Source organism: Mycolicibacterium thermoresistibile (assembly GCF_900187065.1).
Taxonomy (GTDB): Bacteria; Actinomycetota; Actinomycetes; order Mycobacteriales; family Mycobacteriaceae; genus Mycobacterium; species Mycobacterium thermoresistibile.
Genome location: NZ_LT906483.1, coordinates 3,176,857 through 3,199,816 on the forward strand (window position 1 = coordinate 3,176,857; position 22,960 = coordinate 3,199,816).

Genomic DNA, 22,960 nt, shown 5'->3' on the forward strand with positions numbered 1-22,960 from the left:
GGCGGTGGATTCGAACACCGCGGGACTCAGGCCGAAGCGACCGAGTCCGGGTCCGACGCGGGCAACGGCTCACCCTCCAGCCGGCGCAGCCAGTCCTCGCAGAACTCGAGGATCTCCTTGTGCCCCACAGACATCCCGATCGCCTTCTCCATCACCAGCATTCGGGACACGGCGGCTGCGAACACCGCCCACACCACCGGGGGCACGTCGGAGGCGTCGATGCCGTACCGCTCCAGGATCGCGGCGATCGCGTCGCGTTCCTTCTCCCGGAACCGTTCGGCGTAGCGGGCCATCTCGGCCCGCAGCGCCGGCCGGTGGTTGGCCAGCCCCATGAGTTCCATGGTCAACCTGGTCCCGGCCGGGTCGGTGCCGAACCGCCACAGCGCCCACAACGGCTGCGGTGAGGCGAACGCCTCCTCCTGTGCGCGCAGTCCCTCCTCGGCCCGGCGGCGGAACACCTCCAGAAACAGGTCGTCCATGGTCCGGAAGTAGTAATGGACCAGCTGTGGCTTCAAACCGGCCTTTTCCGCGACCCGGCGCGACGTCACCGCGACGTAGCCCTCCTCGAGCATCAACCGCTCTGCGGCGTCGAGCAGAACGCCGCGGTTCTTCGCGTCGGGCGTACCGATCCGCCGACCCGATGCCATACCGAATCCACCTCTTCGTCACTGGTCTGGATACACCACGGTGATGGTAAGCGCCGCACCGCAGACCGTTCTTGACCCCGACTCTAGCTCCGTGCTAAGCAAGTGCTCAGCAGATTGCCCAAACGTACGGCGATCCAGGGCCCCCCGGTTCCGCGTCCCGCCCGGGAGAAAGCGACAATCATGACCACTGATTTCGATTCCATCGACTACTTCACCGATCCCTCGCTGGTTCCCGATCCGCATCCGTATTTCGACCACATGCGGTCCAAATGCCCGATCGCCCGGGAGCCGCATCACGGCGTCATCGCGGTGACCGGCTGGGAGGAAGCCAACGACGTGTACCGCGATTCGGAGAACCTCTCCTCGTGCATCGCGGTGATGGGGCCGTTCACGCCGCTGCCGTTCCAGCCCGAGGGTGACGACATCACCGAGCAGATCGCCCGGCACCGGACCCAGATCCCCATGTACGAGCACATGGTGACGATGGATCCGCCGGAGCACACCAACGCCCGGTCGATCCTGGCCCGCCTGCTGACCCCCAAGCGGCTCAAGGAGAACGAGGACTTCATGTGGCGTCTGGCCGACCGCCACATCGACGAGTTCATCGCCGACGGCAAGTGCGAGTTCCTGGCCGCCTATGCCAAGCCGTTCTCATTGCTGGTGGTAGCCGACCTGCTCGGCGTGCCGGAGGAGGACCACGACGCGTTCCGGGAGGCGTTCGGTGCGGAGCGGCCGGGCACCCGGATCGGTTCGCTGGACCACGAGACGATCGCCACCAACCCCCTGGAGTGGGCCGACGACAAGTTCACCCAGTACATCGAGGATCGGCGGCGCGAGCCGCGCGACGACGTGCTGACCGCGATCGCCACGGCGAAGTACCCGGACGGCTCGACGCCGGAGGTGATCGACGTGGTCCGCACCGCCACCTTCCTGTTCGCCGCCGGGCAGGAGACCACCGCCAAACTGCTCGGCGCAGCGCTGCAGATCCTCGGCGACCGGCCCGACATCCAGCAGACCCTGCGCGAGGACCGCAGCCGCATCCCGGTGTTCATCGAGGAGTGTCTGCGGATGGAGAGCCCGGTCAAGACGGTCTTCCGGATGGTGCGCAAGTCGACCACCGTCGGTGACCTCGACGCCCCGGCCGGCACCACGGTCATGGTGGCCCCCGGTGCCGCCAACCGGGACCCGCGCCGGTTCGAGAACCCGCACGAGTTCGACATCGACCGCAAGAACGTGCGTGAGCACCTGGCGTTCAGCCGCGGCATCCACTCCTGCCCCGGCGCGCCGCTGGCCCGGGTCGAGGGCCGGGTGTCCATCGAGCGCCTCCTGGATCGGTTGGCCGACATCGAGATCGACGCCGACAAACACGGCGGACCGGGTGAGCGCAACTACACCTACGAGCCGACGTTCATCCTGCGTGGGCTGACGGAACTGAACATCACGTTCAAGCCGATCGGCTGAGTCGGCCGAACGGGCCGGACGCGGGGCTCTCAGTTCCGGGCGAGGGTCTGGTCCGCAATCACCGGGACGGGCATTCCGGGCCGCCCATTCGGCCCTTTCCCCGCGAACGGAATTGTTATTCTTTGGCGCGAACAGCGATCCGGGTACTCGAGACCGATGTTCTCGATCGACTTTCGACACAGCCGGCGAAACGGCGGCCGGTCCGCACAGTGGAGGAACATGTGAAGTCGGTGGTGTTGTGCGCCGCCCTCATGGTGGCGGCGCTCATCGCGCCGCCACCGGCATCGGCTGCGATGCCGTTCGGCAATTATCTGCTGCACATGCCCGACCGCCGGGATTTCCACACCTACATCTGGGTGCTCAACGCGCCGTGCCGTAATCCGGACAACTCCAAACGCACCGACTGTGTGGAGGTGTGGACGGAGCCCCAGCCGATCGCCAAGGCGATCTACGGCCACACCCAGGCCTGGCTCGCCGACGGCCGCTACACCATGGTGCTGGATGATCCGTTCGGATTGCGCTGTGGGGACATCTATTACGGGCCCACCATCCCGACGCACGATGTGTACACCTGGGACGCCGAGACGTTGGCCGGCGAGTTGGTGTCATCATTCGAGGTGGGATGCGACGGCGCACCGGGCGGCCAGCACGTCTACCCGTTCTTCCTGACCAGGATGTGAGATGAAGACTTCCGCGACCTGCCTCGCTGTGCTGTCCCTCGGACTGGCGTCGGTGGCATCGGCAGCGCCTGCGGCGGCCGAGGAGCCCGTCCTGCACCACGTCCGGTACACCGTGACCGCCGACGCGCCGTTCCACGCCCGGATCTACTACCGCGAGCGCGAACCCGCGGTGTTCTCCGACTACAGCCACAACCCGTACATCTTCAGCCCGAAGGCGGAGGCCACCGTCGGGCCGGATCAGCCATGGGTGTTCGAGACCCATCTGGCCGATCCCGCGATGTGGGCGATGGTGGTCGTGCAGAGTGGTGAGGCTCCGAATCTGGAGCCGCCGGGCTTCAACTGCGAGCTCGCGGTGGATGGTGTGGTGGTGAAACGGCACAGCGGACCGAAGGGCGCGCTGTGCTCGATCCGTAACTGGTGACGCCCGGATCAGGCGTCACCGCGGCGCCAGCGGTTCTCGCCGTTCATCGACACACACGCCAGGAACAGACCGTCCGGCGCCTGGGCCACCATGTTCTCCTCGCCGGTGCAGTCGCTGTGCAGATCGCGGATGCCGGCCATCGGCGGTGACCGGAACCAACGCGGCTCATACCGCCGCGGCGAACCGCAGAACACCAGCCTGCCCTCCCGGATCGAGGGGCCCGCGACCGCGGTTCCGAACACGTAATAGGTCGTGTTCTCGCAATAGGACCCGAGCACCACATTGGGGGTGATACCCGGCACGCAATACGGGTCGTTGCAGGTTTGGGGTTCGGCACCGGCCTGAGGTGCGGTCAACAACCCGGCAGCGATCATCGCAGCTGCGGCTATCCCGGTCAGACGCACGGCATCACTCTTCCATACCCGGAAACGGAATTCTCTATTTTGGCAAGCATATCTCCCATCAATCAATAGCGGTGCGCCGCAACTGATATTCTCCGGACTGGATATCCGGTCTCCCACAGCGGAGGAGTTCTTTCATGTCGGTCAACAGCATCAGAACCGGTGCTGCGGTCATCGCGGCCACGGCCACCCTGGGATTGACCTTCGCCGGACCCGCCACGGCCGATTCCGAGGAGTGGGGCATCAACGGCACGTTCGCCGTGTCCTCCAACGGCGAATTCGCCAGGGTCAACGAGCGTTATCAGAACCAGCCCGGTGAGCGCGCCACCTGGACGATCGAGACCGAGTGCATCGCCCCGAACGAATGTGCGGGCACCGTCACCAGCGATGAGGGCTGGAGCGCCCCGATCTACACCACCAACGGACTGTGGTACGTCAAGCGGGTGGTCCCCGAATGGCGGTTCTGCGCCGACGGTCAGCCCGTCGAGGGGCTGCGCGTCTACAAGATCTATCCGGTCGGCTTCGACGGACACTACAAGATGGGCTCAGACGAATTCGCCGGGGAGAACCAGACTCTGGGCGCCAGCGGATCCTGTGGCCGCAACCAGTGGCCGCAGATCAGGATGCCGTTCTACATGAAGAAGATCTGAACCGCCGCCTCCCCGACATACCTCCGTGACACAGCTCGGCCCGGGCATCTCCGCCCGGGGCCGACTGTCGTTCGAGGTTTTCCCGATCAGGTCGGCATCAGCTCCTGCCACGACTTCGGGGTGCTGCTCAAATCGGACTGGCGATACAGCCGCCCGTCGCTCGCCATGTACTCACCGGTCCGCGGGTTGTACCGGGCGAACGCGACGGTCGGTCCGCCGTCTCGCGCACTGCTCGACGAACTCGGCGAGATCACCGTCCCCGACCCGGGTCCCGGCACCGGGACGGCACCGGGCGGCAGGTGCAGATCGTCGGGGTTCACCCCCGGCGGTACCGGCACCTCGGTGGCCGACGGAAGCTGCGCCGGCGGCGCCGGAACGATGTCCGGTTCGGTCACCTGGGCCGGCCCGGGCGGACTCACCGGCGGTTCGGTGTACAACGGCTGTCCGGGCAGCAGTGCACCCGGCCCGGTCCCGGCGAAGTTCGGCGGGGGTGACGGCGCCTGCGGGATACGCGGCGGCGGTGCGGTCACGCCCGGCGGCAGCGGGGTGCCCTCCACCGGGCCGAATGTGTTGTCGTCCAGTCTGGCCCGCGCGTCGATCGGCACCCCCTGCGACACCAGGTTCGGGTCGAACGGGTACGGGCCGAGCGCATGCTGGCGTGTCGCCACCGGCTTGTAACCCTCGGGGTCGTTGCACAACTCCACGGTCGGCGCACGCTTACCCGGGTGTTCCATACAGGGGTAGTTGCGGGCGCCCCGCACCGCGACCGGAGAGTCCTGCGGCAACTTGCAGTACAACCCCTCCGGGGTGTCGACCACGGTGGTGTCGGCCGGGCTGCGCCATGCCGACGGTGGCAGGAAGCCCACCGTGCAGGCCGCGGGATCGCCCAGCCCCAAGGAGAACTCGCCGTTCGGCAGGCCGTTCGGGCTGGTGGTCGGCGCGTAGGTCTGAATCTGCGCGACGAAGGGCGGCACCAGCACCAGCAACTGCTCGATCGACGGGTTGTAGGACACCCCGATCTTGCCGAACGTGGTCATGTTCGCCAGCAGCACCGGCAGGGTGGGCCTGGCTTGTTCGAGCAGTTGCGCTGTCTCCTGCGCGAATCCGGGCCCCTCCCGCAGCACGGTGCGGATCTGTGGGTCGTTCTTGTCCAGTTGGTCGGTGATTCCGGCCAGGCTCGCCGCCCAGACCCGGATCGAGTCGGTGGTCTGTGCCTGGGCGTCGAGGAACGGCTCCGCATCCTCGGCCAGCAGGCGGGTCTGATCGGCGACCGCGTTGGCGTCGCGGGTCACCGTCGCCGACGAGTCCAGCAACGAACCGAACTCGTATCCGGTGTCGTTGAACGCCTCGAACGACTCGTCGAGCAGCCGGCTCAGGCTGTCCTTCGGGATGGTGTTCACCAGGGTGCTGAGCTGTTCCAGCATCGGCCCGACGGCCTGCGGCACCGACGTGTCCGAGCGGGGGATCACCGATCCGTTCTCCAGGTACGGCGGGGAATCGGTGCGCGGCAACAGTTCGATGTACTGCTCGCCGACCGCGGACATGCTGCGCACCTCGGCGCGCAGATCGGCAGGGATCTTCGCCGACCCGACAAGTGACATCGTCGCCTCGACGCCGTCGTCGGTGAGGGTCACCGACTGCACCTTGCCGACCTGGGTGCCGCGGTAGGTGACGTTGCTGAACCGGTACAGCCCACCGGCCTCCGGCAATTCGATCTTCACCGTCATCCGGCCGATCCCCAGCAGCATCGGGACCTGCATGTAGGCGAACACCATCACCGAGACCCCCACGATCGCGGCGATCGTGAAGAGGATCAGCTGGGTTCGGATGAACCGGGTCAGCATCAGCCACCACCTCCGGAGCTGGGAGCGGTCTCAGGCGACGGCGGTTGCGCCGGATGTCCCGCGAATATCGGGGTCGAGCCGTCCGGTGCCGGCGGCGTGGGCCGGACGGTGACCGGCCCGCCCGGGAAATTCACCACTGCCGGAGGCGCGGCCGGCAGCAACGGCCCGACGTCCTCGGTGATCGGCGGCAGCGGCAACGCCTCCTGTTCGGCCGTCGCCGCCTGCGGTGGTTCGGGCGGCACCGCTGGCGGGAACACCTCGTCTCCGAGTGGCGGCACGAACTGTGGCGGCGGCGGGTCGACACCCAATCGGAGCGGATCGTAGGTGTATTGCAGATACTGCGGGTCCCCCGGCGCCGGCACCAGTTGGGCGCCCTCCTGAGCCCACCGGGTGCCGAGGAACAGGGTGCGCTTCAACCGCGGAATGGTGAAGTCCACGATCGCGAAGAGGTTGTAGTAGTCGCCGCGGATCGCGCGGTCGATGAAGTTCTGCGTGAACGGGAAGTGCACCGCGAATTCGAGGACGCTGTTGAGGCTGGGACCCACATCGGCGAGCGCTTTCAGTGCGGGTTCCAGGTTCTCGAGGTTGCGCACCAAATCCGCCTGGGAATCGTTGACGAAGCGGGTCGTGGTGTCGCTGAAGGTGCCGAGCCGCTCCAGCGCGGCGGTCAGCCGTGGCCGTTCCCGGACCAGAACCTCGATGGCCGGTGGGACCCGCTCCAACGCGCGGGTGATGTCGTCCCGTTCCCCGGCGAACCTCGCGGCCAGCCGGTTCAGCGACTCGATCGAGGACACGATGTTGTCCCGCTGGGCGTCCAGCGTGCCGACGAACGTGTCCAGCCGGTTCAGCAGATCCCGGATCTGCTGTTCCCGGCCGTTGAGCGCTCCGCTCATGTTGTGGATCACGTCGCCGATCTGGCCGAGCCCGCCGCCGTTGACCACCGCGGCGAGTGAGGCCAGGGTCTGTTCGGTTGTCGGATAGGTCGACGAATCATCAAGCCGGATCACCGATCCCGGCGCCAACCGGCCCTGGGGCCGCTCCCCGGGCGGCGGGTCCAGCGCGAGGTGCATCGAACCCAGCAGGCTGGTCTGGCCGACGCTGGCGACGGCGTTGGCCGGTACCTCGACGCCGGGCTCCACCGAGATCTCGACCTTGGCGTGCCAGTCCTGCACCGTCATGCTCCGCACGCTGCCCACCACCACATCGCCGATCATCACCGGCGAATTCGGTTCCAGCGTCGCGACGTTCTCGATCTCGACGGTGTATGTCTCGGCACCCGGTCCGCGGCCCACCGCACCGGGCAGCGGCAGGGAGTTCACGCCCTGGAATCCGCACCCACTCACGGTCAGCGCGACACAGGCACCCACGGCCACGACTCCGCGCATCATCGTTGTGTGCCTCTTGAGTCTCATGCCGGCGGTGTCCCTTCTGCCGGTGCCGGCGCCTCGGCCGGCAGCGGCGGCCCGTCGGGCGCCGGTCCGTGCGGTGTGCCCGCCGGGTTGAGCATGCCCTGCAGCGTCGACCGCACATTGGGTGGCACCACCGGAGGTGCGCCCGGCAGCATCTGCTGCGCGCCCGGGGGCGGCGTTCCGGGCGGCCGCCCGGTGAACGGCGGCGGACCCGGAGGGACGCCTTCGTAGGCCGACACGGTCGGCGGCAGTTCGGGTTCGAACTCCAGGTTGGCCCCGCCGCCGGGCGCGAGTCTGGGTTCGGAGTAGATGATGTTCTCCGGCTTCGCCGAGGGCATCAGGAACGGGTCGATGCCGATCGGCAGATAGTTGAAGTTCAGCAGCCGCAGCCCCGGCCCCAGGTACTGGGCGCACAGCTTCGCGGTCTCCGGCGCGGTGGTGTTCTCGATCGCACCGATGGCGCCGCAGATGAACTGGACGGGATCGGAGAAGTTGTTGAGCACGAACTGTCCCACCGGGCTTCCGGTGTCGGGGTTGTAGATGTTGTAGGCGTTGGCCAGCGCGTTGGGGGCGATGTGCAACACGTTCTCGATCTCGAGCTTGTTGTCGAGCAGGTTGCGGGTGACGTTGGCCAGCCGCTCCAGCTGTTCGGAGGTCTGGTCACGGCTGCCCGCCACGAACCGCTGGACCTCGCCCACCGCCACGGAGAGGTTCTGCAACGCCGCGTCGAGATCGGTTCGGCTGCCGTTGATCACGCTGGTCAGTGTCGCCAGCCGGTTCTGGAACACCATCACCTGCTCATTGCTGTCGCGCAGCGTGGTGACGAACGTCTGCAGATTCCTGATGATGTCGACGACGTTCCCGCTGCCCTCGGCGAGAACCCGGGCCACCCCGGAGAGTTGGGTGATGGTCTCCCGGAGCTTGGCTCCGTTGCCCTCCATCGCGTCGGCGGCGGTTTCGATGAACCGGGACACCGACGTGTCGTCGACACCGCGCTGCGGCCCGAGGTCGGTGGCCAACCGCATGAGTTGTTCCTTGACCTCGTCCCACTCCACCGGCACGGCGGTGCGGTCCAGGTCGATGACCGCGTTGTCGGGCAGGGTCGGCCCGCCCTCGCTGGAGCGGTACGCCGGGGTCAACTGCACGTAGCGGGCCGCCACCAGATTGGGCGCCACGATCACGGCTTTGACGTCGGCCGGGATGGGCACGTCCCGGTCCACCTTCAGCACCATCCGGGTGTGGGTGCCCTCGGGGGTGATCGAGTCGATGGATCCGACCGCCACCCCGGACACCCGCACCTCGTCGCCCGGGTAGATACCGGTCGCCGAGGTGAAGATCGCCTCGAAGGTACGCGGCGCGTACACCACCTGCCGGAGCAGGAGCCCACCTCCCGCCACCAGCAGCACAACGAATCCCACCGCCAGCCAGGTGGTCAGCCGCCTGCGCGTCATCAGCGGGTACCTCCGGGAATTGCGTTGTACGGCAGGGGAAGTTCGGCGCGCGGACCGACGGTGTCGGGTGGTTGACCGGCGTTGGTGCCGCGGCGGAAGCCGAAGGCGTAGTCCAGGAACGGCTGCAGGATCTGCGCCGGGTTGAGGTTCGGGACGAACGCGTTGTAGTACGGACCGTTCGCCAGCGTCTCACCCTGGGCCAGGATGAATTTCTTCAGGTTCGGCAGGATCTTCGCGATGTTGTCCCGGTTGCGTTCGAGCATCTCCATCACCGAGTTCAGCCGCTCCAGGGTGGGCGCGAGTTCGGCCTCGTTGTCGGCGACCAGCGCGGTGAGTTCCTGCGCCACTGCCGACGTGTTCGCCAGCAGGGTGACGATGGCCTCCCGGCGCTCGTTGAGCACCGCCAGCAGATCATTGGCGTTGAGGATCAACGTGTTCAATTGCTGGCTGCGCTCTGCCAGCACCTTGGTCACCTCGCCGGCGCTGGCCAGCAGGCCGGCCAGATTCTCGTTGCGGTCGTTGAGCGAACGCGACAGCCGGCTGAGACCGTCGAACGTCGGGCCGAGGCGTGGCGCGATCTGATCGATGGTCGCCGACAGCGTGTCGAGCGCCTGGTTCAGCGCGGCGGTGTCGGTACCGGCGGTGTTGGTGGCCAGATCGCCCACCGCATCGGTCAGCGAGTAGGGCGACGACGTGCGGGATGTCGGGATGACATCGGTGCCGCGCAGCGGTTCACTGCCGTAGGACTCCAGCGTGATCACCCGCTCCCCCAGCAACGAACCGGTGCGGATGTGCGCGGTGGTCTGCGCCCCGAGTTGGTGTTTTCCGGCCACGGTGAAGGTGACCAGCGCATCCCCGTCGTGCAGAGTGACCTCGTTGACCGTGCCGACCTTGATCCCGGAGATCGTGACGTCGTTGCCGACGGTGATCCCGCCGGCTTCGCTGAACAACGCCTGGTACCGGATCGAGGTGGCCCACTGGATGATCCGTTCCGGCTGCAGACCGATGGTGATGACGAGCACGATGAGCACGAAGCCGATGAAACCCGCGCGCATCAAGTTGGTTTCACGATATTTGCGCATCAGGGCTCAGCACACCTTCCGCCTTCTTGTTTGACCATGGGGAACACCGCGGTCCGGCCCTCGAGGTCGGTCACCCGGAAGGAGATTCCGCAGATGTAGTACATGATCCAGCTGCCGTACGAGCCGAGCCGGGCCAGCTTCCGGTAGTTCTCCGGACCGCGCTGCAGGGCCCGGTCGAAGACGATCTGGTGGTCGGCCAGCAGCGGCGCCAACCGGTTGAGTTCGTTGACGGTGCGGTCCAGCGGCGGCCGGGCCTGGGACAGCAGGTCCGCCATGGACGCGGTGCCCTGATCGAGGGCGGTGATCGCGGTGCCGATCGGATCGCGGTCCTCGGCCAGACCGCTGACCAGTTGCTCCAGTTGGTCGATCGCGCCGGAGAACTTGTCTCCGTCCTTCTCCAGGGTGTCCACCACCGCCCGGAGATTGTCGATCAGCTGCTGGATGGCCTGGCTGCTGTCGGCGAGGCTGGTCGAGAACGACGACGTTTTGCTCATCAACGAGTCGAGCGTGTCGCCCTGCCCCTGGAAGATCTGCACCAGTGCCGAGGTCAAGGCGTTCACGTCCTGGGGGTTCAGCCCGTTGATCACCGGCCGCAGGCCGCCGAGGAGCAGATCCAGATCCAGCGCCGGGGCGGTCCGCTCCTTGGGAATCCGCGAACCGGCCGGCAGCAGCCGGGTCGACCCGGGTTCGTCCAGCAGTTCCAGATAGCGGTCGCCGGTGAGGTTGAGGTACCGGACCGCGGCCCGGGTGCCTTCGGTCAGCTGAATGCCGCGATCCGCGTCGAAGTCGACCAGCACGGTCTTGTCGGGTTGCAACGCGACGCCCCGCACGGTGCCGACCCGCACGCCGGCCACCCGCACCGAGTCTCCCGACTCCAGCCGTGACGCGTCCTCGAAGACCGCCGAGTAGCGGGAGGTGGCACCCCCGCGGTACTGGCTGAAGGTCATGAACAAGAACGCGGTGAGTGTCGTCATCACCGTGACGAACACCCCGAATTTGACGATGGTGCGGGTCATCCGGGCTGTCCGATCTGCGCGGTGTTGCGCGGTGGTCCGTCCAGCGGGCCGAACAGCAACTGTTTGAGCCCGTCGGAGTTCAGCACGATCCCCTGGTTGCCGTACTGCCAGGGATTGGCGTTCACATCGGTGACCAGATACTTCGACCGGTTACCGAACCCGATGAACGGCAGGCCCATACAGTGCGGACCGCCCTTGGCGCCCACCTTGGGCAGGTTCGACGGATAGCGGTACCGGTCGATCCCCAGTGTGAACGCCACATTGACCAGGACGCCCGGGTCCATCAGCGGGGGTTGGTTCATGACGTATTCCATGCCCAGCAGCGAGCAGTTGATCGCCGGTGCGTACTCGTTGAGCAGATTTGTGGTGGGAACGAGCAGTTCCAGCACCTCACTGAAGGCCTCCCGGTTGCCGCCCAGCACGTCGTTGCCGACATCGGCCAGCCCGATGGCGCTCACCAGGAAGGCGTCGAGGTTGTCCTGCTCGTCGACGATACCGTCGCTGAGCGTAATCGAATTCTGCATGGTGCGAAGCAGATTGGGAGCGGCGTCGGCATAGGCCGCCGAAACCTGCGCGCTCAGTTCCAGATCGCGGCTGAAGGCGGGCAGGCTCGGTTCCAGCCGGGCCAGCAGGGCCTCGAAATCGGTCAGGGTCTGACCGAACTGTTCCCCCCGTCCGGAGAAGGCCGAGGCGATCGCGCCCAGGGTCTCGTTCAGTTTCACCGGGTCGATGTGATCCAGCACGTCGACCAGCTGCTGGAAGATGGTGTTGATCTCGATCATGACGTGATCGCCGCGCAACACCTGCCCGGGCTGCAGTCGCTCCGCCGACGGTTCCGGCGGCATCGTCAACTGCACGGATTTCGCCCCGAACACGGTCGTGGAGGCGATGTCGGCGATGACGTTCTTCGGGATCAGGTGCAGCTGCGACGGGTCCATCGCCAGATGCAGCACCGCGGTGCCGTCCGGGCGGTTCTCGATCCGGTCCACCTGGCCGACCTGGACGCCGCGCATCTTGACCTTGGCGTCCGGGTTCATCACCAGACCGGCCCGCTCGGCGATCACGGTCACCGGCACGGACTTGCGGAAACTGCCCTGGAACAGGCCGATGGCCACCGCGATGATCAGCCCGATCACCACGACGGTCGCCAGTCCGGCCAGCGGGCGTGCGTAACTGCGTGACATCTCGTTTCGACCCCTACCCCGACAGGTTGAAGTTGCCGTTGGAGCCGTACACCGACAGTGAGACCAGCAGGGTCACCGACACCACCACGATCAGCGAGGTGCGCACCGCGTTGCCCACGGCCACCCCGACCCCCGACGGCCCGCCGGTGGCGAAGTAACCGAAGTAGGTGTGGATCAACAGGATGGTGATCGCCATCAGGACCGCCTGCAGAAACGACCACAGCAGGTCGATCGGGTTCAGGAAGGTGTCGAAGTAGTGCGCGTAGAGCCCGCTGGACTGGCCGAACAACACCACCGTGGTGAACTGGCTGGCCACGAACGACAGGATCACCGCGATGGAGTACAGCGGGGTGATGGCCAGCATCCCGGCCACGATGCGGGTCGACACCAGATACGGAATCGGCGGGATTCCCATCGATTCCAGCGCGTCGACCTCCTCGTTGATGCGCATCGCCCCGAGCTGGGCGGTCACCCCGGCCCCGAAGGTGGCGGCCAGGCCGATGCCGGCCACCACGGGCGCGGCGATGCGCACGTTGATGAACGCCGACAGGAACCCGGTCAACGCCTCGATGCCGATGTCGCCCAGCGAGGAATAGCCCTGCACCGCGAGGGTGCCGCCGGCGGCCAGCGTCAGGAACCCGACGATCACCACGGTGCCGCCGATCATCGCCAGGGTCCCCGCCCCCATGGAGATCTCGGCGATCAGCCGGATGATCTCGGTGCGGAACCGCATCGCGGCGTAGGGCGCGCCGGCCAGCGCCCGGCCGTAGAACAGGGTGTGGTCCCCGATCCGGCCCATCAGCGAGACCGGCCGCTCGATCTGGCGGGCCAACCGCGGATAGGTCGCGCGCAGCGTCTGAATGGTCCCCATGTCCCCGCCTAGCCTGTGGTCAACCGGATACCGATGGCGGTCACCACCACATTGATGACGAACAGCGCCATGAACGCGTACACCACGGTCTCGTTGACCGCGTTACCCACTGCCTTGGCGCCGCCCCCGGAGATCGTCAGACCCCGGTAACAGGCCACCAGCCCGGCGATCAAGCCGAACAATGCCGCCTTGACACACGAGATGACCACTTCGGGCACGCCGGTCAGCAGCGTGATACCGGCGGCGAACGCGCCCGGATTCACATCCTGGACGAACACCGAGAACGTGTAACCGCCGATGATCCCGATGATCACGACCAGGCTGTTGAGCAGCAGTGCCACCAGCCCGGACGCCAGCATCCTGGGGGTCACCAACCGCTGCACCGGGTTGATGCCCAACACCTCCATCGCGTCGATCTCCTCGCGGATGGTCCGCGAGCCGAGGTCCGCACACATCGCGGTGGCGCCCGCACCGGCCACGATCAGCACCGTGACCATCGGGCCCACCTGGGTGACGGCGCCGAACGCCGCGCCGGCTCCGGACAGATCGGCAGCGCCCAGCTCCCGCAGCAGGATGTTGAGGGTGAAGCTCACCAACACCGTGAACGGGATGGCCACCAGCAACGTCGGCGCCAGCGACACCCGCGCGATGAACCAGGACTGCTCCAGGAACTCGCGGCCCTGAAACGGCCGCCGGAACACGAACTTCAGCGCGTCCAGCGACATCGCGAACAAACCGCCGATGGCCTGCATCGGCTTGCTGCCGCGGCTCAACACCACACCGGGTGTCCACCGCTCCGGTCCCTCAATCGCCATCGGTGCCCGGTCCCTCCAGGATTGTCACAGCCGCCACCGCGGTCGGCCCGCCGATGTTGTGGGCCAACCCGATTCGCGCACCGTCGACCTGGTTGGCAGCCTCGCCCCGCAGCTGGCCGAACAGTTCGACGCACTGTGCGACCCCGGTTGCGCCCGGAGGATGACCCTTGGCTTTGAGCCCACCGCTGGGATTGACCGGCAGACTGCCCCCCACGCTGGTCACCTCCGCTTCGACGAGCTTGTGGGCTCCGAACCGTTCGACGAAGCCCAAGTCTTCATAACTGATCAATTCGATACCGGTGAAGAAATCGTGAACTTCGGCGACGTCGATGTCGGCGGGGGTCAGGCCCGCCATCGCGAACGCCTGCCGGGCCGCTCGGACCGTGGCCGGGAAGGTTGTCATATCGGTCTTGTGCTGATGCATCACCGAATCCAGGCCGAGCCCGACTCCGCGGATCCACACCGGACGGTTGGTGAACCGGTCCACCACGTCCTCGGCCGCCAGGATCAACGCCGCGGCCCCGTCGCTCTGGGGGGCGCAGTCGTACAGACCGAACGGCGTCACCACGATGGGTGCCGACAACGCCTGCTCCAGCGTGATCTCGAACCGGAGCCGGGCCTTGGGGTTGCTCACCCCGTGGCGGTGATTCTTGACCGCCACCATGGCCAGATGCTCGCGGGTGGCCGGCGACTCGTGCAGATAACGCCGCAGGTGCAGGGCGAACCCGGCCGGCGACACCAGGCCCAGCGGATAGTCCCAGGCCATGTCGCGGGCCATCGCCTCCCATTCCCACAGCATGTCCTTGGAGGTGGTGTCCCGCAGTTTGTCGGCGCCCATCACCAGCGCGACGTCATAGGCTCCGGAGGCCACCGCGAACACGGCGTTGCGGACCGCGTCATTGCCGGTGGCGCAGGAGTTCTCGACCCGGGTCACCGGCAGCTCCGGCAACCCCAGGCTGTCGGCCAGGATGCCGGACGGGAAACCGTCGGCGGTGCCCATGCAGCCGAACCAGGCGGCCTGCAGATCCGCCTTGGCGATTCCCTTGTCGACGCTGGCCGCGCACTCGGCGAACGCCATCGGCAACAGGTCCTTGATCCCGAGTGCGAAGTGTTCGCGGAACGCGGTCATCCCCGCACCCACGACGGCGACCTTCCTCATCGTGGAGTCCTCACCGCAGACTCCCCACCGACGGTGTTCACGCGGCGCTCCGCACGGCCGCCCGCGCCGGTTCGAACGCGTAGTAGTAGTCCGGCACCCCGGACCGCACCGCGACCCGCCGCAGGGTCAGCCGCCCCCGGTCGCCGATCTGCACCGTGCCGGGTTCGGCGCCGGTGGTCCGCACCAGGGCCCGCACATCCACCCCGTCGAGCTGCACGATCACCAGGGAGTACGGCGTGCGCAGGCCCGGCACCGGCATGTGCACGGTGGCCTCGGTGTAGACCGTGCCGGTGCGCGGCAGCGGCACCAGCTCATAGCCGGTGGCCAGTGCACCGTCGTCGCCGACATGGAACCGGGGCGGGAAGTCCAGGTGGTCCTCCCCGAACCGACCGTCAGTGAATCTGCCTGCCTCCCAACGAGTCTTCGCTTCAAATGCACGTTCGTAGGCGGCCAGCGAGATCGGGATGTCGGCGTCGGCGACGTACGTGAGCTCCGGCAACGGGCGGGCCGGCGGTTCCCGGCGTTGGATCAGCGCGACGCCCCCGCTCACCGTCATCCCGGACAGGCTGGCCTGCTCGGCGGCGACCAGTGGGCCGCTGACCCCCTGCTCGGCGAGGCCGGCCAGCGCGAACACGCTGGAACTGGCGCCCACCGTGGGCAGCTGCGGCGGGTTGCCACGGCACAGCTGCACGGCGCGATCGTGATCGACTCCCGCGATCGCCACCGGGATGTCCAGCCAGGCCGCCTCCAGGGACGCGATCAGCCCACGTTCGTGCAACAGCCGGGGATCGCCGTAATCGTGCACCACTCCCCCGGCATTGCGCACCCGCACCGGCAGGCTGCGGGCCAGCCGCGCGGCGGTGCGAACCTGTAGTCCGCGTTCGGCGGTGATCAGCGCGGCCGCACCGGCGGGTTCCAGGTCCACCCCGATGACCAGGGTGCGGGGCCGGGCGGAGCTGACGGCGTCCAGCGTCGCCGGTGCTCCGCCGAGCCGTTCGTCGACCTCGAGTTCGGGATCGAGCCCCAGCCCGGCCAGCAGCACCGCCGCATTGCTGCTCTCCAGCAACGGGAAGTCGCGTGTCACCATCACGACGCGCTCGACCGGGGCACCCGATTCCAGGGCGGCACGGCCGGCCTCGACCGCGAGGGTGACGGCGTCCTCGTCGTCACCCGGCACCCGGCACAGCGGGTCACCCCAGCACGGCAGGTACGTGCCGATCGACGCGACGTACGGCATATTCCGGCCTCTCCGTTGCTCCGCTCCCGCTAGGTGACCGCGCCGACGGTCTTCAGCTCGATGATGCGGTCCCAGTCCAGGCCGAGCTCGGTCAGGATCTCGTCGGTCTGCTCGGCGAAACCCGGAGCGGGCCCGGTGCTCGGCGCGGTGACGTCGAACTGTACCGGGTTGGCGACCAGCTCCATTTCGCCAGCCCTGATGAGGTATTCGTTGGCCCGGATCTGGGAATCCTGTGCCGCCTGCAGGGTGTCCTGGACCGGTGCCCACGGCCCGGCCAGGGTGGCGAACCGCTCACTCCACTCCGCCAGGGTGCGCTTGGACATCGCCTCGGTGAGGATCTTCGTCGCCACCTCGGTGTTCTCGGCGATCGCCTCCGCGGTGGCGAACCGCGGGTCGTCGATCAACTCGTCGAGATCCATGTGCCGGCACACGTCCGCCCAGAACTTGGTGGGCTGCATCATCACGAACGAGATGTAGCGGTCGTCCGCGGTCGGATACAGGCCCACCAGCGGATTGATTGGGGAGCCGTGCACGCCGGGCGGGAAGGCCTCCAGCCGCTCGCCGAGGTGATTGGTCAGCGCCACGGTGTGGCCGAGCGACCACAGCCCGCTGCCCAGCAGGGACACGTCCACGATCGACGGTTCACCGGTGCGCTCCCGCTTCAGCAGTGCCGCGGCGATTCCGCCGGCGAGGTTGGTGCCGGAGATGGTGTCGCCGTAGGCGGGACCGGGCGGGCCGATCATACCGGGCATGTCGGGCGGGGTGATGGTGCGCGCGGTGCCGGCGCGGCACCAGAACGCGGTCATGTCGTAGCCGCCCTTGACCGCCTCTTCGCCGCGCGGGCCCAGGGCGCTGCCGCGGGCGTAGATGATCTTCGGATTGACCGCCCGGATGTCGTCGACATCGATCTTGAACTTCTGCCGGTGACCGGGCAGGAAGCTGGTGAGGAAAACATCGGAGCGACGGGCCAATTCGAGCAGCACCTCGCGGCCTTCGGGCACCGACATGTCCAGGCCGATGCTGCGTTTGCCCCGGTTGGCGTGTTCGATGTTGGGGTTCGGATCGCCCTCCACCCGCAGCAGACCGGTCTGGCGCAGCCCGCGCTGCGGGTCTCCGGTCACCGCGTGTTCGACCTTGATGACGTCGGCGCCCCATTCGCCGAGCACCGCGCCCGCCGACGGCACGAAGCCGTACATCGCGACTTCCAGAACCCGGATTCCTTCCAGCGGCCTCATGCCGGCACCTCCGTGAGCACCCTGGCGAACGTCTTGCTCTCGAGGAACTCCTCGAGCCCCGCAACTCCCATTTCCCTGCCTATACCGGATTGTTTGTAGCCGCCGAACGGAACGTCGGGGCTGAAGTAGTTGCCGCCGTTGATCGAGAACGTGCCGGTGCGGATCCGGCGGGCCACCGCGATCGCGCGCTCCTCGCTGCCGAAGACCGCGCCGGACAACCCGTAGATCGAGTTGTTGGCGATGCGCACCGCATCGTCGTCATCGTCGTAGGCGATCACGGCCAGCACCGGACCGAACACCTCCTCCTGCGCGATCTCGCTGTCCGGATCGACGCCGGTCAGCAGGGTCGGCTGGTAGAAGAAGCCCGGGTCGACCTTCTGCCCGCCGGTGACCAGGGTCGCGCCGGCGGCCACCGCCCGCTGCACCATCCCGTGCACCTTGTCGCGTTGTTTCTCGCTGATCAGCGGGCCCATGTAGGTCTGCGGGTCGGTGGGATCGCCGTACTTCACCAGGCCGAAGTTGTTCTTGACCAGTACGACGATCTCGTCATGGTGCGTCCGCGGCACCAGCAGCCGCGAGGTCAGCGCACACCCCTGGCCGGCGTGGGTGACCATCGAGAACGCCGTGAACAACGCCGCCATGGTGAAGTCGGCGTCGTCGAGGACGATGGCCGCGGATTTGCCGCCCAGTTCGAGGAACACCTTCTTGAGCGTCTCGCTGGCCGCGGCCATGATCCGCCGTCCGGTCTGGGTGGATCCGGTGAACGTCACCATGTCGACATCCGGACTCGTGGTCAGCGCGGCGCCCACGTCCGGGTCGGCCCCGCTCAGCACGTTCACCACCCCGGCCGGGATGTCGGTGTGCTCGGCGATCAGCTCGCCGAGCGCCAGGGTGACCAGCGGGGTGTCCGGGGCGCCCTTGAGCACCACCGTGCAGCCGGCCGCCAGCGCCGGTCCGAGTTTGGCCAGCGCCAGCTGGTTCGGATAGTTGTAGGCGATGATCGCGGCCACCACCCCGGCGGCTTCCTTCTCCACCCACCGGTGGTGCTGCATACCGCGGATCTCGGCGTTGCCGAGGTCCTCGGTCATCGGGTAGCGCCGCAACAGGTCGGCGTAGTACCGCACGATCGCGATCGGCTGATCGAGTTGCGCACCCGCGCACAGTGCGGGGGTGGCGCCGACCTCGGCGACGGTCAGATCGGCGAGTTCGTCACGGTGCTCGACCAACGCGCGGTGCAACTGGTCAAGACAGCGGATCCGCAGTTCGACGTTCGTCGCCCAGTCGGTGGTGTCGAACGCCCGCCGCGCCGCGGCCACCGCGGCCTGCGCCTCTGCGACGGTGGCGTCGGGCGCATACCCGAGAACCTGTCCGGTGGCCGGATTCAGAGAGGGAAACGTCCGCGCGGTCGTCAGCAGTTGGCCATCGATGAGTAACCGTCTGTCGACGTGCTGTCCGGCGCCGTTGGACCGCTGCTCCTCACCCGGGAGGGTCGACGTTTCCCGCATCATCCTCCTCGCTGTGATGGAAACTTCATTCTCGTTAGGGGCGAATCATACATTCGCGATCCGAGAACTCAAGGAAAGGCTAGATTGGCTAGTCATAGGGCATGGGCGATAGATCCACACCCTAGGCGGAGGGTCGTCGAGATGTCCCCCGATCTTGCAGAACGATCACATCTGAGAGTACGGTTCTCATATTCGAAAGGAAGATTCTTGATACTCGTTGCGGACGGGTGCGACAGCATGGTTCACGTCCCCGAGGGGCCAGGAGGCTGGTAGTTGAAGAACGCCGTGGTGACCGGGGGAGGTTCGGGGATCGGTCAGGCCGTGGCGGCGCGCCTGCGCGCCGACGGCTATCACGTCGCCACCATCGATCTGAAGCCGGGCGACGACGAGTTCAGCCATGCCGCGGACGTCACCGACCGGGCTCAGGTGGATGCGGCGTTCGACGCCATCCGCACCCAGCTCGGTCCGGTGACCATCCTGGTGAACGCCGCCGGCCTGGACCTGTTCCGGCGGTTCACCGACATCTCCTTCGAGGACTGGGAACGCGTCATCAACGTCAACCTGCACGGGGTGTTCCACTGCATCCAGGCGGTTCTGCCCGACATGATCGAGGCGGGCTGGGGTCGCATCGTCAACATCTCGTCGTCGAGCACCCATTCCGGCGCTCCGTACATGGCGCCCTACGTCGCGGCCAAGTCCGGGGTCAACGGCCTGACCAAGACGCTGGCACTGGAATACGGCCCCGCCGGGATCACGGTCAATGCGGTGCCGCCGGGATTCATCGACACGCCGATGCTGCGGGCGGCCGCCGCCAAGGGCTACCTCGGCGACATCGACAAGACCATCGAGGCAACGCCGGTGCGGCGCATGGGCAAACCCGAGGACATCGCCGCGGCGTGCGCATTCCTGATCTCCGAGGAGGCCGGCTACATCACCGGACAGATCTTGGGTGTCAACGGCGGTCGCAACACCTGACCGGCACCGACACGGCCAACCACTCCGAATGAAAGGGACAAGCTGTGGGACGCGTTGAGGGCAAAGTCGCATTCATCACCGGTGCCGCACGGGGCCAGGGCCGCAGCCATGCGGTCCGCCTCGCCGAAGAGGGTGCCGACATCATCGCGGTGGACATCTGCGCCGACATCGAGACGATCGGCTATTCGATGGCCAAGCCGGAGGATCTCGAGGAGACGGCGAAACTGGTCGAGAAGACCGGACGTGGCGTCTACACCGCCCAGGCCGATGTGCGCAACGCCGATCAGTTGCGGACCGCCCTGGAAGGCGGGCTCAAGGAGTTCGGCAAGGTCGACATCGTCGTGGCGCAGGCCGGCGTCGCGGGGATGAAAGGTCAACCGCCGCTGCAGGCTTGGACCGACGTGATGAACACCAACCTGGTCGGCACCATGAACGCGATCCAGGTGGCCCTGCCGCATCTCAAGGAGGGCGCGTCGATCATCGCGACCGCCTCGGCGGCGGCGTTGATGGACGCCCACCAGAAGCCCAACCCCGGCGCCGATCCGGGCGGGATGGCGTATATGAGCTCGAAGCGGTTGCTGGCCCAGTACGTGCACGACCTGGCCACCGAGCTCGCGGTCCGCGGGATCCGCGCCAACGTCATCCATCCGACCAACTGCAACACCGACATGCTGCAGAGCGAACCGATGTACCGGTCGTTCCGCCCCGATCTGGAGAACCCGACCCGCGCCGACGCCGAACCGGTGTTCGGTGTGCAGCAGGCGATGCGGGTGCCCTACGTCGAACCGGAGGACATCAGCAACGCGGTGTTGTGGTTGGCCTCCGAGGAGGCCCGGTATGTCACCGGCATGCAGTTGCGGGTGGACGCCGGCGGCTACCTCAAGTGGTACGACTACCACGTCTGAACCCCTGCCACCCAGGACAGTACGCGGAGATCGCCGGATTCGAGAGGGGAAATTCATGAAGGTCAGGGTCGATTCGGAACGGTGCCAGGGCCATACACTGTGCGCAATGATCGCGCCGGAATCCTTCGAGCTCAGTGACATCGACGGCACGTCGTCACCGGTTTCCGAGGTGGTTCCTCCCGAACATGAGGACGCCGTCCGCGAGGCCGCCCAATCGTGCCCCGAACAGGCCATTTTCATCGAATCCGATGCGACAGCCGAGAGACCACGGGAGACCACACCTTGAGTGTCGACGACATCATCACCGACGCCGAGCGCAAGAAACATCGCTATCACTTCGATCGGCACACACCGGAATACCGGCTGCAGTTCGAGAAGATCACCGAGGAGATGCACGCCAAGTGCCCGATGGCGTGGACGGACACCTACGGTGGTCACTGGGTCGCCGCCGACAGCAAGCATGTCTTCGAATTGGCGCGCTGTCCGGTGGTTTCCAACCATCATGACATCACCGGCGAGACCCCCTTCCAGGGCATCACGATTCCGAAAGCCAGCCGCGCCACCGTCGTGCGGGGCGGCATCCTGGAGATGGACGAGCCGGAGCACAGCATCTACCGTGGTGCGCTGAACCCGTACCTGTCGCCGGCGGCGATCAAGCGGTGGGAGCCGTTCGTCCACGAGATCACCCGTGCCGCCATCGACGAGAAGATCGAATCCGGTGAGATCGACTTCGTCGAGGATCTGGCGAACGTGGTGCCGGCGGTGTTCACACTGGCGATGATGGGCATCGAGCTGAAGAAGTGGAAGGTCTACAGCGAGCCCACCCACGCCTCGGTGTACACCCCCGAGCACGCACCGGAGCGGGAGAAGGTCAACGAGATGCACCGCGAGATGGGCATCGACTTGATCAACAACATGATGGAGATCCGGGAGAACCCCCGCCCGGGCCTGGTCAACGCCCTGCTGCAGTTGCGGATCGACGGGGAACCGGCCCCCGACATGGAGATCCTCGGGAACCTGGGGCTGATCATCGGTGGCGGGTTCGACACCACCACCGCGCTCACCGCGCACGCCCTGGAGTGGCTCGGCGAGCATCCCGACGAGCGGGAACGGCTCAGCCGGGAACGCGACACCCTGCTCAATCCGGCCACCGAGGAGTTCCTCCGGTTCTTCACCCCCGCCCCCGGCGACGGTCGCACGTTCGCCGAGGACGTGGAGGTGCTGGGCACCCAGTTCAAGAAGTATGAACGGCTGTGGTTGTCCTGGGCGATGGCCAACCGCGACCCGGCGGTGTTCGAGCGGCCGAACGAGATCATTCTCGACCGTAAGGGCAACCGGCACTTCAGTTTCGGTATCGGTGTGCACCGCTGCGTCGGCTCCAACGTGGCGCGCACGGTGTTCAAGTCGATGCTGACCGCGGTGCTCGACCGGATGCCGGACTACGTGTGCGATCCGGAGGGCACCATGCACTACGACACCATCGGTGTCATCCAGGGGATGCGGCATCTGCCGGCGAAGTTCACGCCAGGCAAGCCGTTGGGCCCGAAGTTGGACGAAACCCTGGACCGGTTACAGCAGATCTGCGACGAGCAGGAACTGGCCCGCCCGATCACCGAACGCAAGGAGCCCGCGGTCATCACCTGGTGATGCCTCCGACAGCGACCCCCTCGACGCCCGGACATCGTGGGCCTCGAGGGGTTTCGCTTTTCCGGCGTCATCGGCCGTATCCGGGTGTGTGGGTGTGTGCAGCGGTGGATTCGGCTGTGCGGTCACTGCGTCGGTTGTGCAGTCACCGCGTCGGTTGTGCTGTCACTGTGCGAAAACGGCCCAAAACGCCTACCCACCACACCCTCACAACCGCAACCGCACACTCACGACGGCGGCCGCACACTCACATCGGCGGCCGCACCATCGACACCCCGCAAAGGCGAAAGGGCAACCACCGCCTCGGCGGTGCCGTCAGCTCCTCGGCTGTGCAACCACTGCGTCGGCTGTACACCCACCGAGTCGGA

22 protein-coding genes are annotated in these 22,960 nt (G+C 66.9%); 8 read left to right on the forward strand and 14 right to left on the reverse strand.

All coding sequences use genetic code 11. From position 1 onward, the window contains the following. Window positions 1–26: 26 nt before the first annotated feature. Complete coding sequence (locus CKW28_RS14870; protein WP_003927047.1) at window positions 27–647, reverse strand: TetR/AcrR family transcriptional regulator; 621 nt, start codon at window positions 645–647, stop codon at window positions 27–29. Between the two features lie 180 nt (window positions 648–827). On the opposite strand from CKW28_RS14870, the gene CKW28_RS14875 reads away from it, so the two are divergent. From CKW28_RS14875 to CKW28_RS14885, 3 genes are all read left to right on the forward strand, one after another. Further along, a complete protein-coding gene (locus tag CKW28_RS14875) occupies window positions 828–2,108 on the forward strand; it encodes a cytochrome P450 (protein WP_003927048.1) in 1,281 nt (426 codons plus the stop codon). A 221-nt stretch (window positions 2,109–2,329) separates the two neighbouring features. Further along, a complete protein-coding gene (locus CKW28_RS14880; RefSeq protein ID WP_040547885.1) occupies window positions 2,330–2,788 on the forward strand; it encodes a hypothetical protein in 459 nt (152 codons plus the stop codon). A 1-nt stretch (window position 2,789) separates the two neighbouring features. Continuing rightward, window positions 2,790–3,209 carry an Rv2576c family protein gene (locus tag CKW28_RS14885; RefSeq protein WP_040547376.1) on the forward strand — a complete coding sequence of 140 codons (420 nt, stop codon included), beginning with the start codon at window positions 2,790–2,792 and terminating at the stop codon, window positions 3,207–3,209. An 8-nt stretch (window positions 3,210–3,217) separates the two neighbouring features. Here the strand turns inward: CKW28_RS14885 and CKW28_RS14890 are convergent, their stop codons facing one another. Next, a complete protein-coding gene (locus tag CKW28_RS14890; protein ID WP_003927051.1) occupies window positions 3,218–3,583 on the reverse strand; it encodes a hypothetical protein in 366 nt (121 codons plus the stop codon). A 164-nt stretch (window positions 3,584–3,747) separates the two neighbouring features. On the opposite strand from CKW28_RS14890, the gene CKW28_RS14895 reads away from it, so the two are divergent. Beyond that, window positions 3,748–4,260: an Rv2253/PknI dimerization domain-containing protein gene (locus CKW28_RS14895; RefSeq protein ID WP_003927052.1), complete on the forward strand. Its 513-nt coding sequence runs from the start codon at window positions 3,748–3,750 to the stop codon at window positions 4,258–4,260. 86 nt (window positions 4,261–4,346) lie between these two features. On the opposite strand, the gene CKW28_RS14900 is transcribed toward CKW28_RS14895, so the two are convergent. From CKW28_RS14900 to CKW28_RS14955, 12 genes are read right to left on the reverse strand one after another with little or no spacing between them, the layout of a single operon-like run. Beyond that, window positions 4,347–6,104: an MCE family protein gene (locus CKW28_RS14900; RefSeq protein ID WP_003927053.1), complete on the reverse strand. Its 1,758-nt coding sequence runs from the start codon at window positions 6,102–6,104 to the stop codon at window positions 4,347–4,349. Continuing rightward, entirely contained in the window at window positions 6,104–7,489 is a 1,386-nt protein-coding gene (locus CKW28_RS14905; protein WP_435405795.1) for an MCE family protein, read from the reverse strand. Before CKW28_RS14905 ends, CKW28_RS14900 begins: the two co-directional genes overlap by 1 nt. A gap of 23 nt (window positions 7,490–7,512) precedes the next feature. Then, the gene (locus tag CKW28_RS14910; protein WP_003927055.1) at window positions 7,513–8,964 is read right to left on the reverse strand and encodes an MCE family protein; all 1,452 of its coding nucleotides are present in this window, start codon (window positions 8,962–8,964) and stop codon (window positions 7,513–7,515) included. After that, entirely contained in the window at window positions 8,964–10,046 is a 1,083-nt protein-coding gene (locus CKW28_RS14915; RefSeq protein WP_003927056.1) for an MCE family protein, read from the reverse strand. Before CKW28_RS14915 ends, CKW28_RS14910 begins: the two co-directional genes overlap by 1 nt. Further along, a complete protein-coding gene (locus tag CKW28_RS14920) occupies window positions 10,046–11,062 on the reverse strand; it encodes an MCE family protein (protein ID WP_003927057.1) in 1,017 nt (338 codons plus the stop codon). The genes CKW28_RS14915 and CKW28_RS14920 overlap by 1 nt, the downstream gene beginning before the upstream one ends. Then, the gene (locus CKW28_RS14925; protein WP_003927058.1) at window positions 11,059–12,246 is read right to left on the reverse strand and encodes an MCE family protein; all 1,188 of its coding nucleotides are present in this window, start codon (window positions 12,244–12,246) and stop codon (window positions 11,059–11,061) included. The genes CKW28_RS14920 and CKW28_RS14925 overlap by 4 nt, the downstream gene beginning before the upstream one ends. Before the next feature lie 13 nt (window positions 12,247–12,259). Then, a complete protein-coding gene (locus CKW28_RS14930) occupies window positions 12,260–13,117 on the reverse strand; it encodes an MlaE family ABC transporter permease (RefSeq protein WP_003927059.1) in 858 nt (285 codons plus the stop codon). An 8-nt stretch (window positions 13,118–13,125) separates the two neighbouring features. Then, on the reverse strand, window positions 13,126–13,932 hold the full coding sequence (locus CKW28_RS14935) for an MlaE family ABC transporter permease (protein WP_003927060.1): 807 nt from the start codon (window positions 13,930–13,932) through the stop codon (window positions 13,126–13,128). Further along, window positions 13,922–15,091, reverse strand: a complete 1,170-nt coding sequence (locus CKW28_RS14940; RefSeq protein ID WP_040547381.1) for a thiolase C-terminal domain-containing protein — start codon at window positions 15,089–15,091, stop codon at window positions 13,922–13,924. Before CKW28_RS14940 ends, CKW28_RS14935 begins: the two co-directional genes overlap by 11 nt. Before the next feature lie 37 nt (window positions 15,092–15,128). Next, window positions 15,129–16,328, reverse strand: coding sequence for an OB-fold domain-containing protein (locus CKW28_RS14945; protein ID WP_003927062.1), 1,200 nt, complete (start codon window positions 16,326–16,328; stop codon window positions 15,129–15,131). 29 nt (window positions 16,329–16,357) lie between these two features. Beyond that, window positions 16,358–17,563 (reverse strand): CaiB/BaiF CoA transferase family protein, encoded by a 1,206-nt coding sequence (locus CKW28_RS14950; RefSeq protein ID WP_003927063.1) that lies wholly within the window; start codon window positions 17,561–17,563, stop codon window positions 16,358–16,360. Then, window positions 17,560–19,068 carry an aldehyde dehydrogenase family protein gene (locus CKW28_RS14955; RefSeq protein WP_040547891.1) on the reverse strand — a complete coding sequence of 503 codons (1,509 nt, stop codon included), beginning with the start codon at window positions 19,066–19,068 and terminating at the stop codon, window positions 17,560–17,562. The genes CKW28_RS14950 and CKW28_RS14955 overlap by 4 nt, the downstream gene beginning before the upstream one ends. Window positions 19,069–19,341: 273 nt before the next feature. On the opposite strand from CKW28_RS14955, the gene CKW28_RS14960 reads away from it, so the two are divergent. From CKW28_RS14960 to CKW28_RS14975, 4 genes are read left to right on the forward strand one after another with little or no spacing between them, the layout of a single operon-like run. After that, the gene (locus CKW28_RS14960; protein WP_003927065.1) at window positions 19,342–20,043 is read left to right on the forward strand and encodes an SDR family NAD(P)-dependent oxidoreductase; all 702 of its coding nucleotides are present in this window, start codon (window positions 19,342–19,344) and stop codon (window positions 20,041–20,043) included. Window positions 20,044–20,087: 44 nt separating this feature from the next. Further along, the gene (locus CKW28_RS14965) at window positions 20,088–20,948 is read left to right on the forward strand and encodes a mycofactocin-coupled SDR family oxidoreductase (protein WP_003927066.1); all 861 of its coding nucleotides are present in this window, start codon (window positions 20,088–20,090) and stop codon (window positions 20,946–20,948) included. A gap of 55 nt (window positions 20,949–21,003) precedes the next feature. Continuing rightward, entirely contained in the window at window positions 21,004–21,234 is a 231-nt protein-coding gene (locus tag CKW28_RS14970) for a ferredoxin (RefSeq protein ID WP_040547384.1), read from the forward strand. After that, window positions 21,231–22,595 carry a cytochrome P450 gene (locus CKW28_RS14975; protein ID WP_003927068.1) on the forward strand — a complete coding sequence of 455 codons (1,365 nt, stop codon included), beginning with the start codon at window positions 21,231–21,233 and terminating at the stop codon, window positions 22,593–22,595. Before CKW28_RS14970 ends, CKW28_RS14975 begins: the two co-directional genes overlap by 4 nt. Window positions 22,596–22,960: the final 365 nt, after the last annotated feature.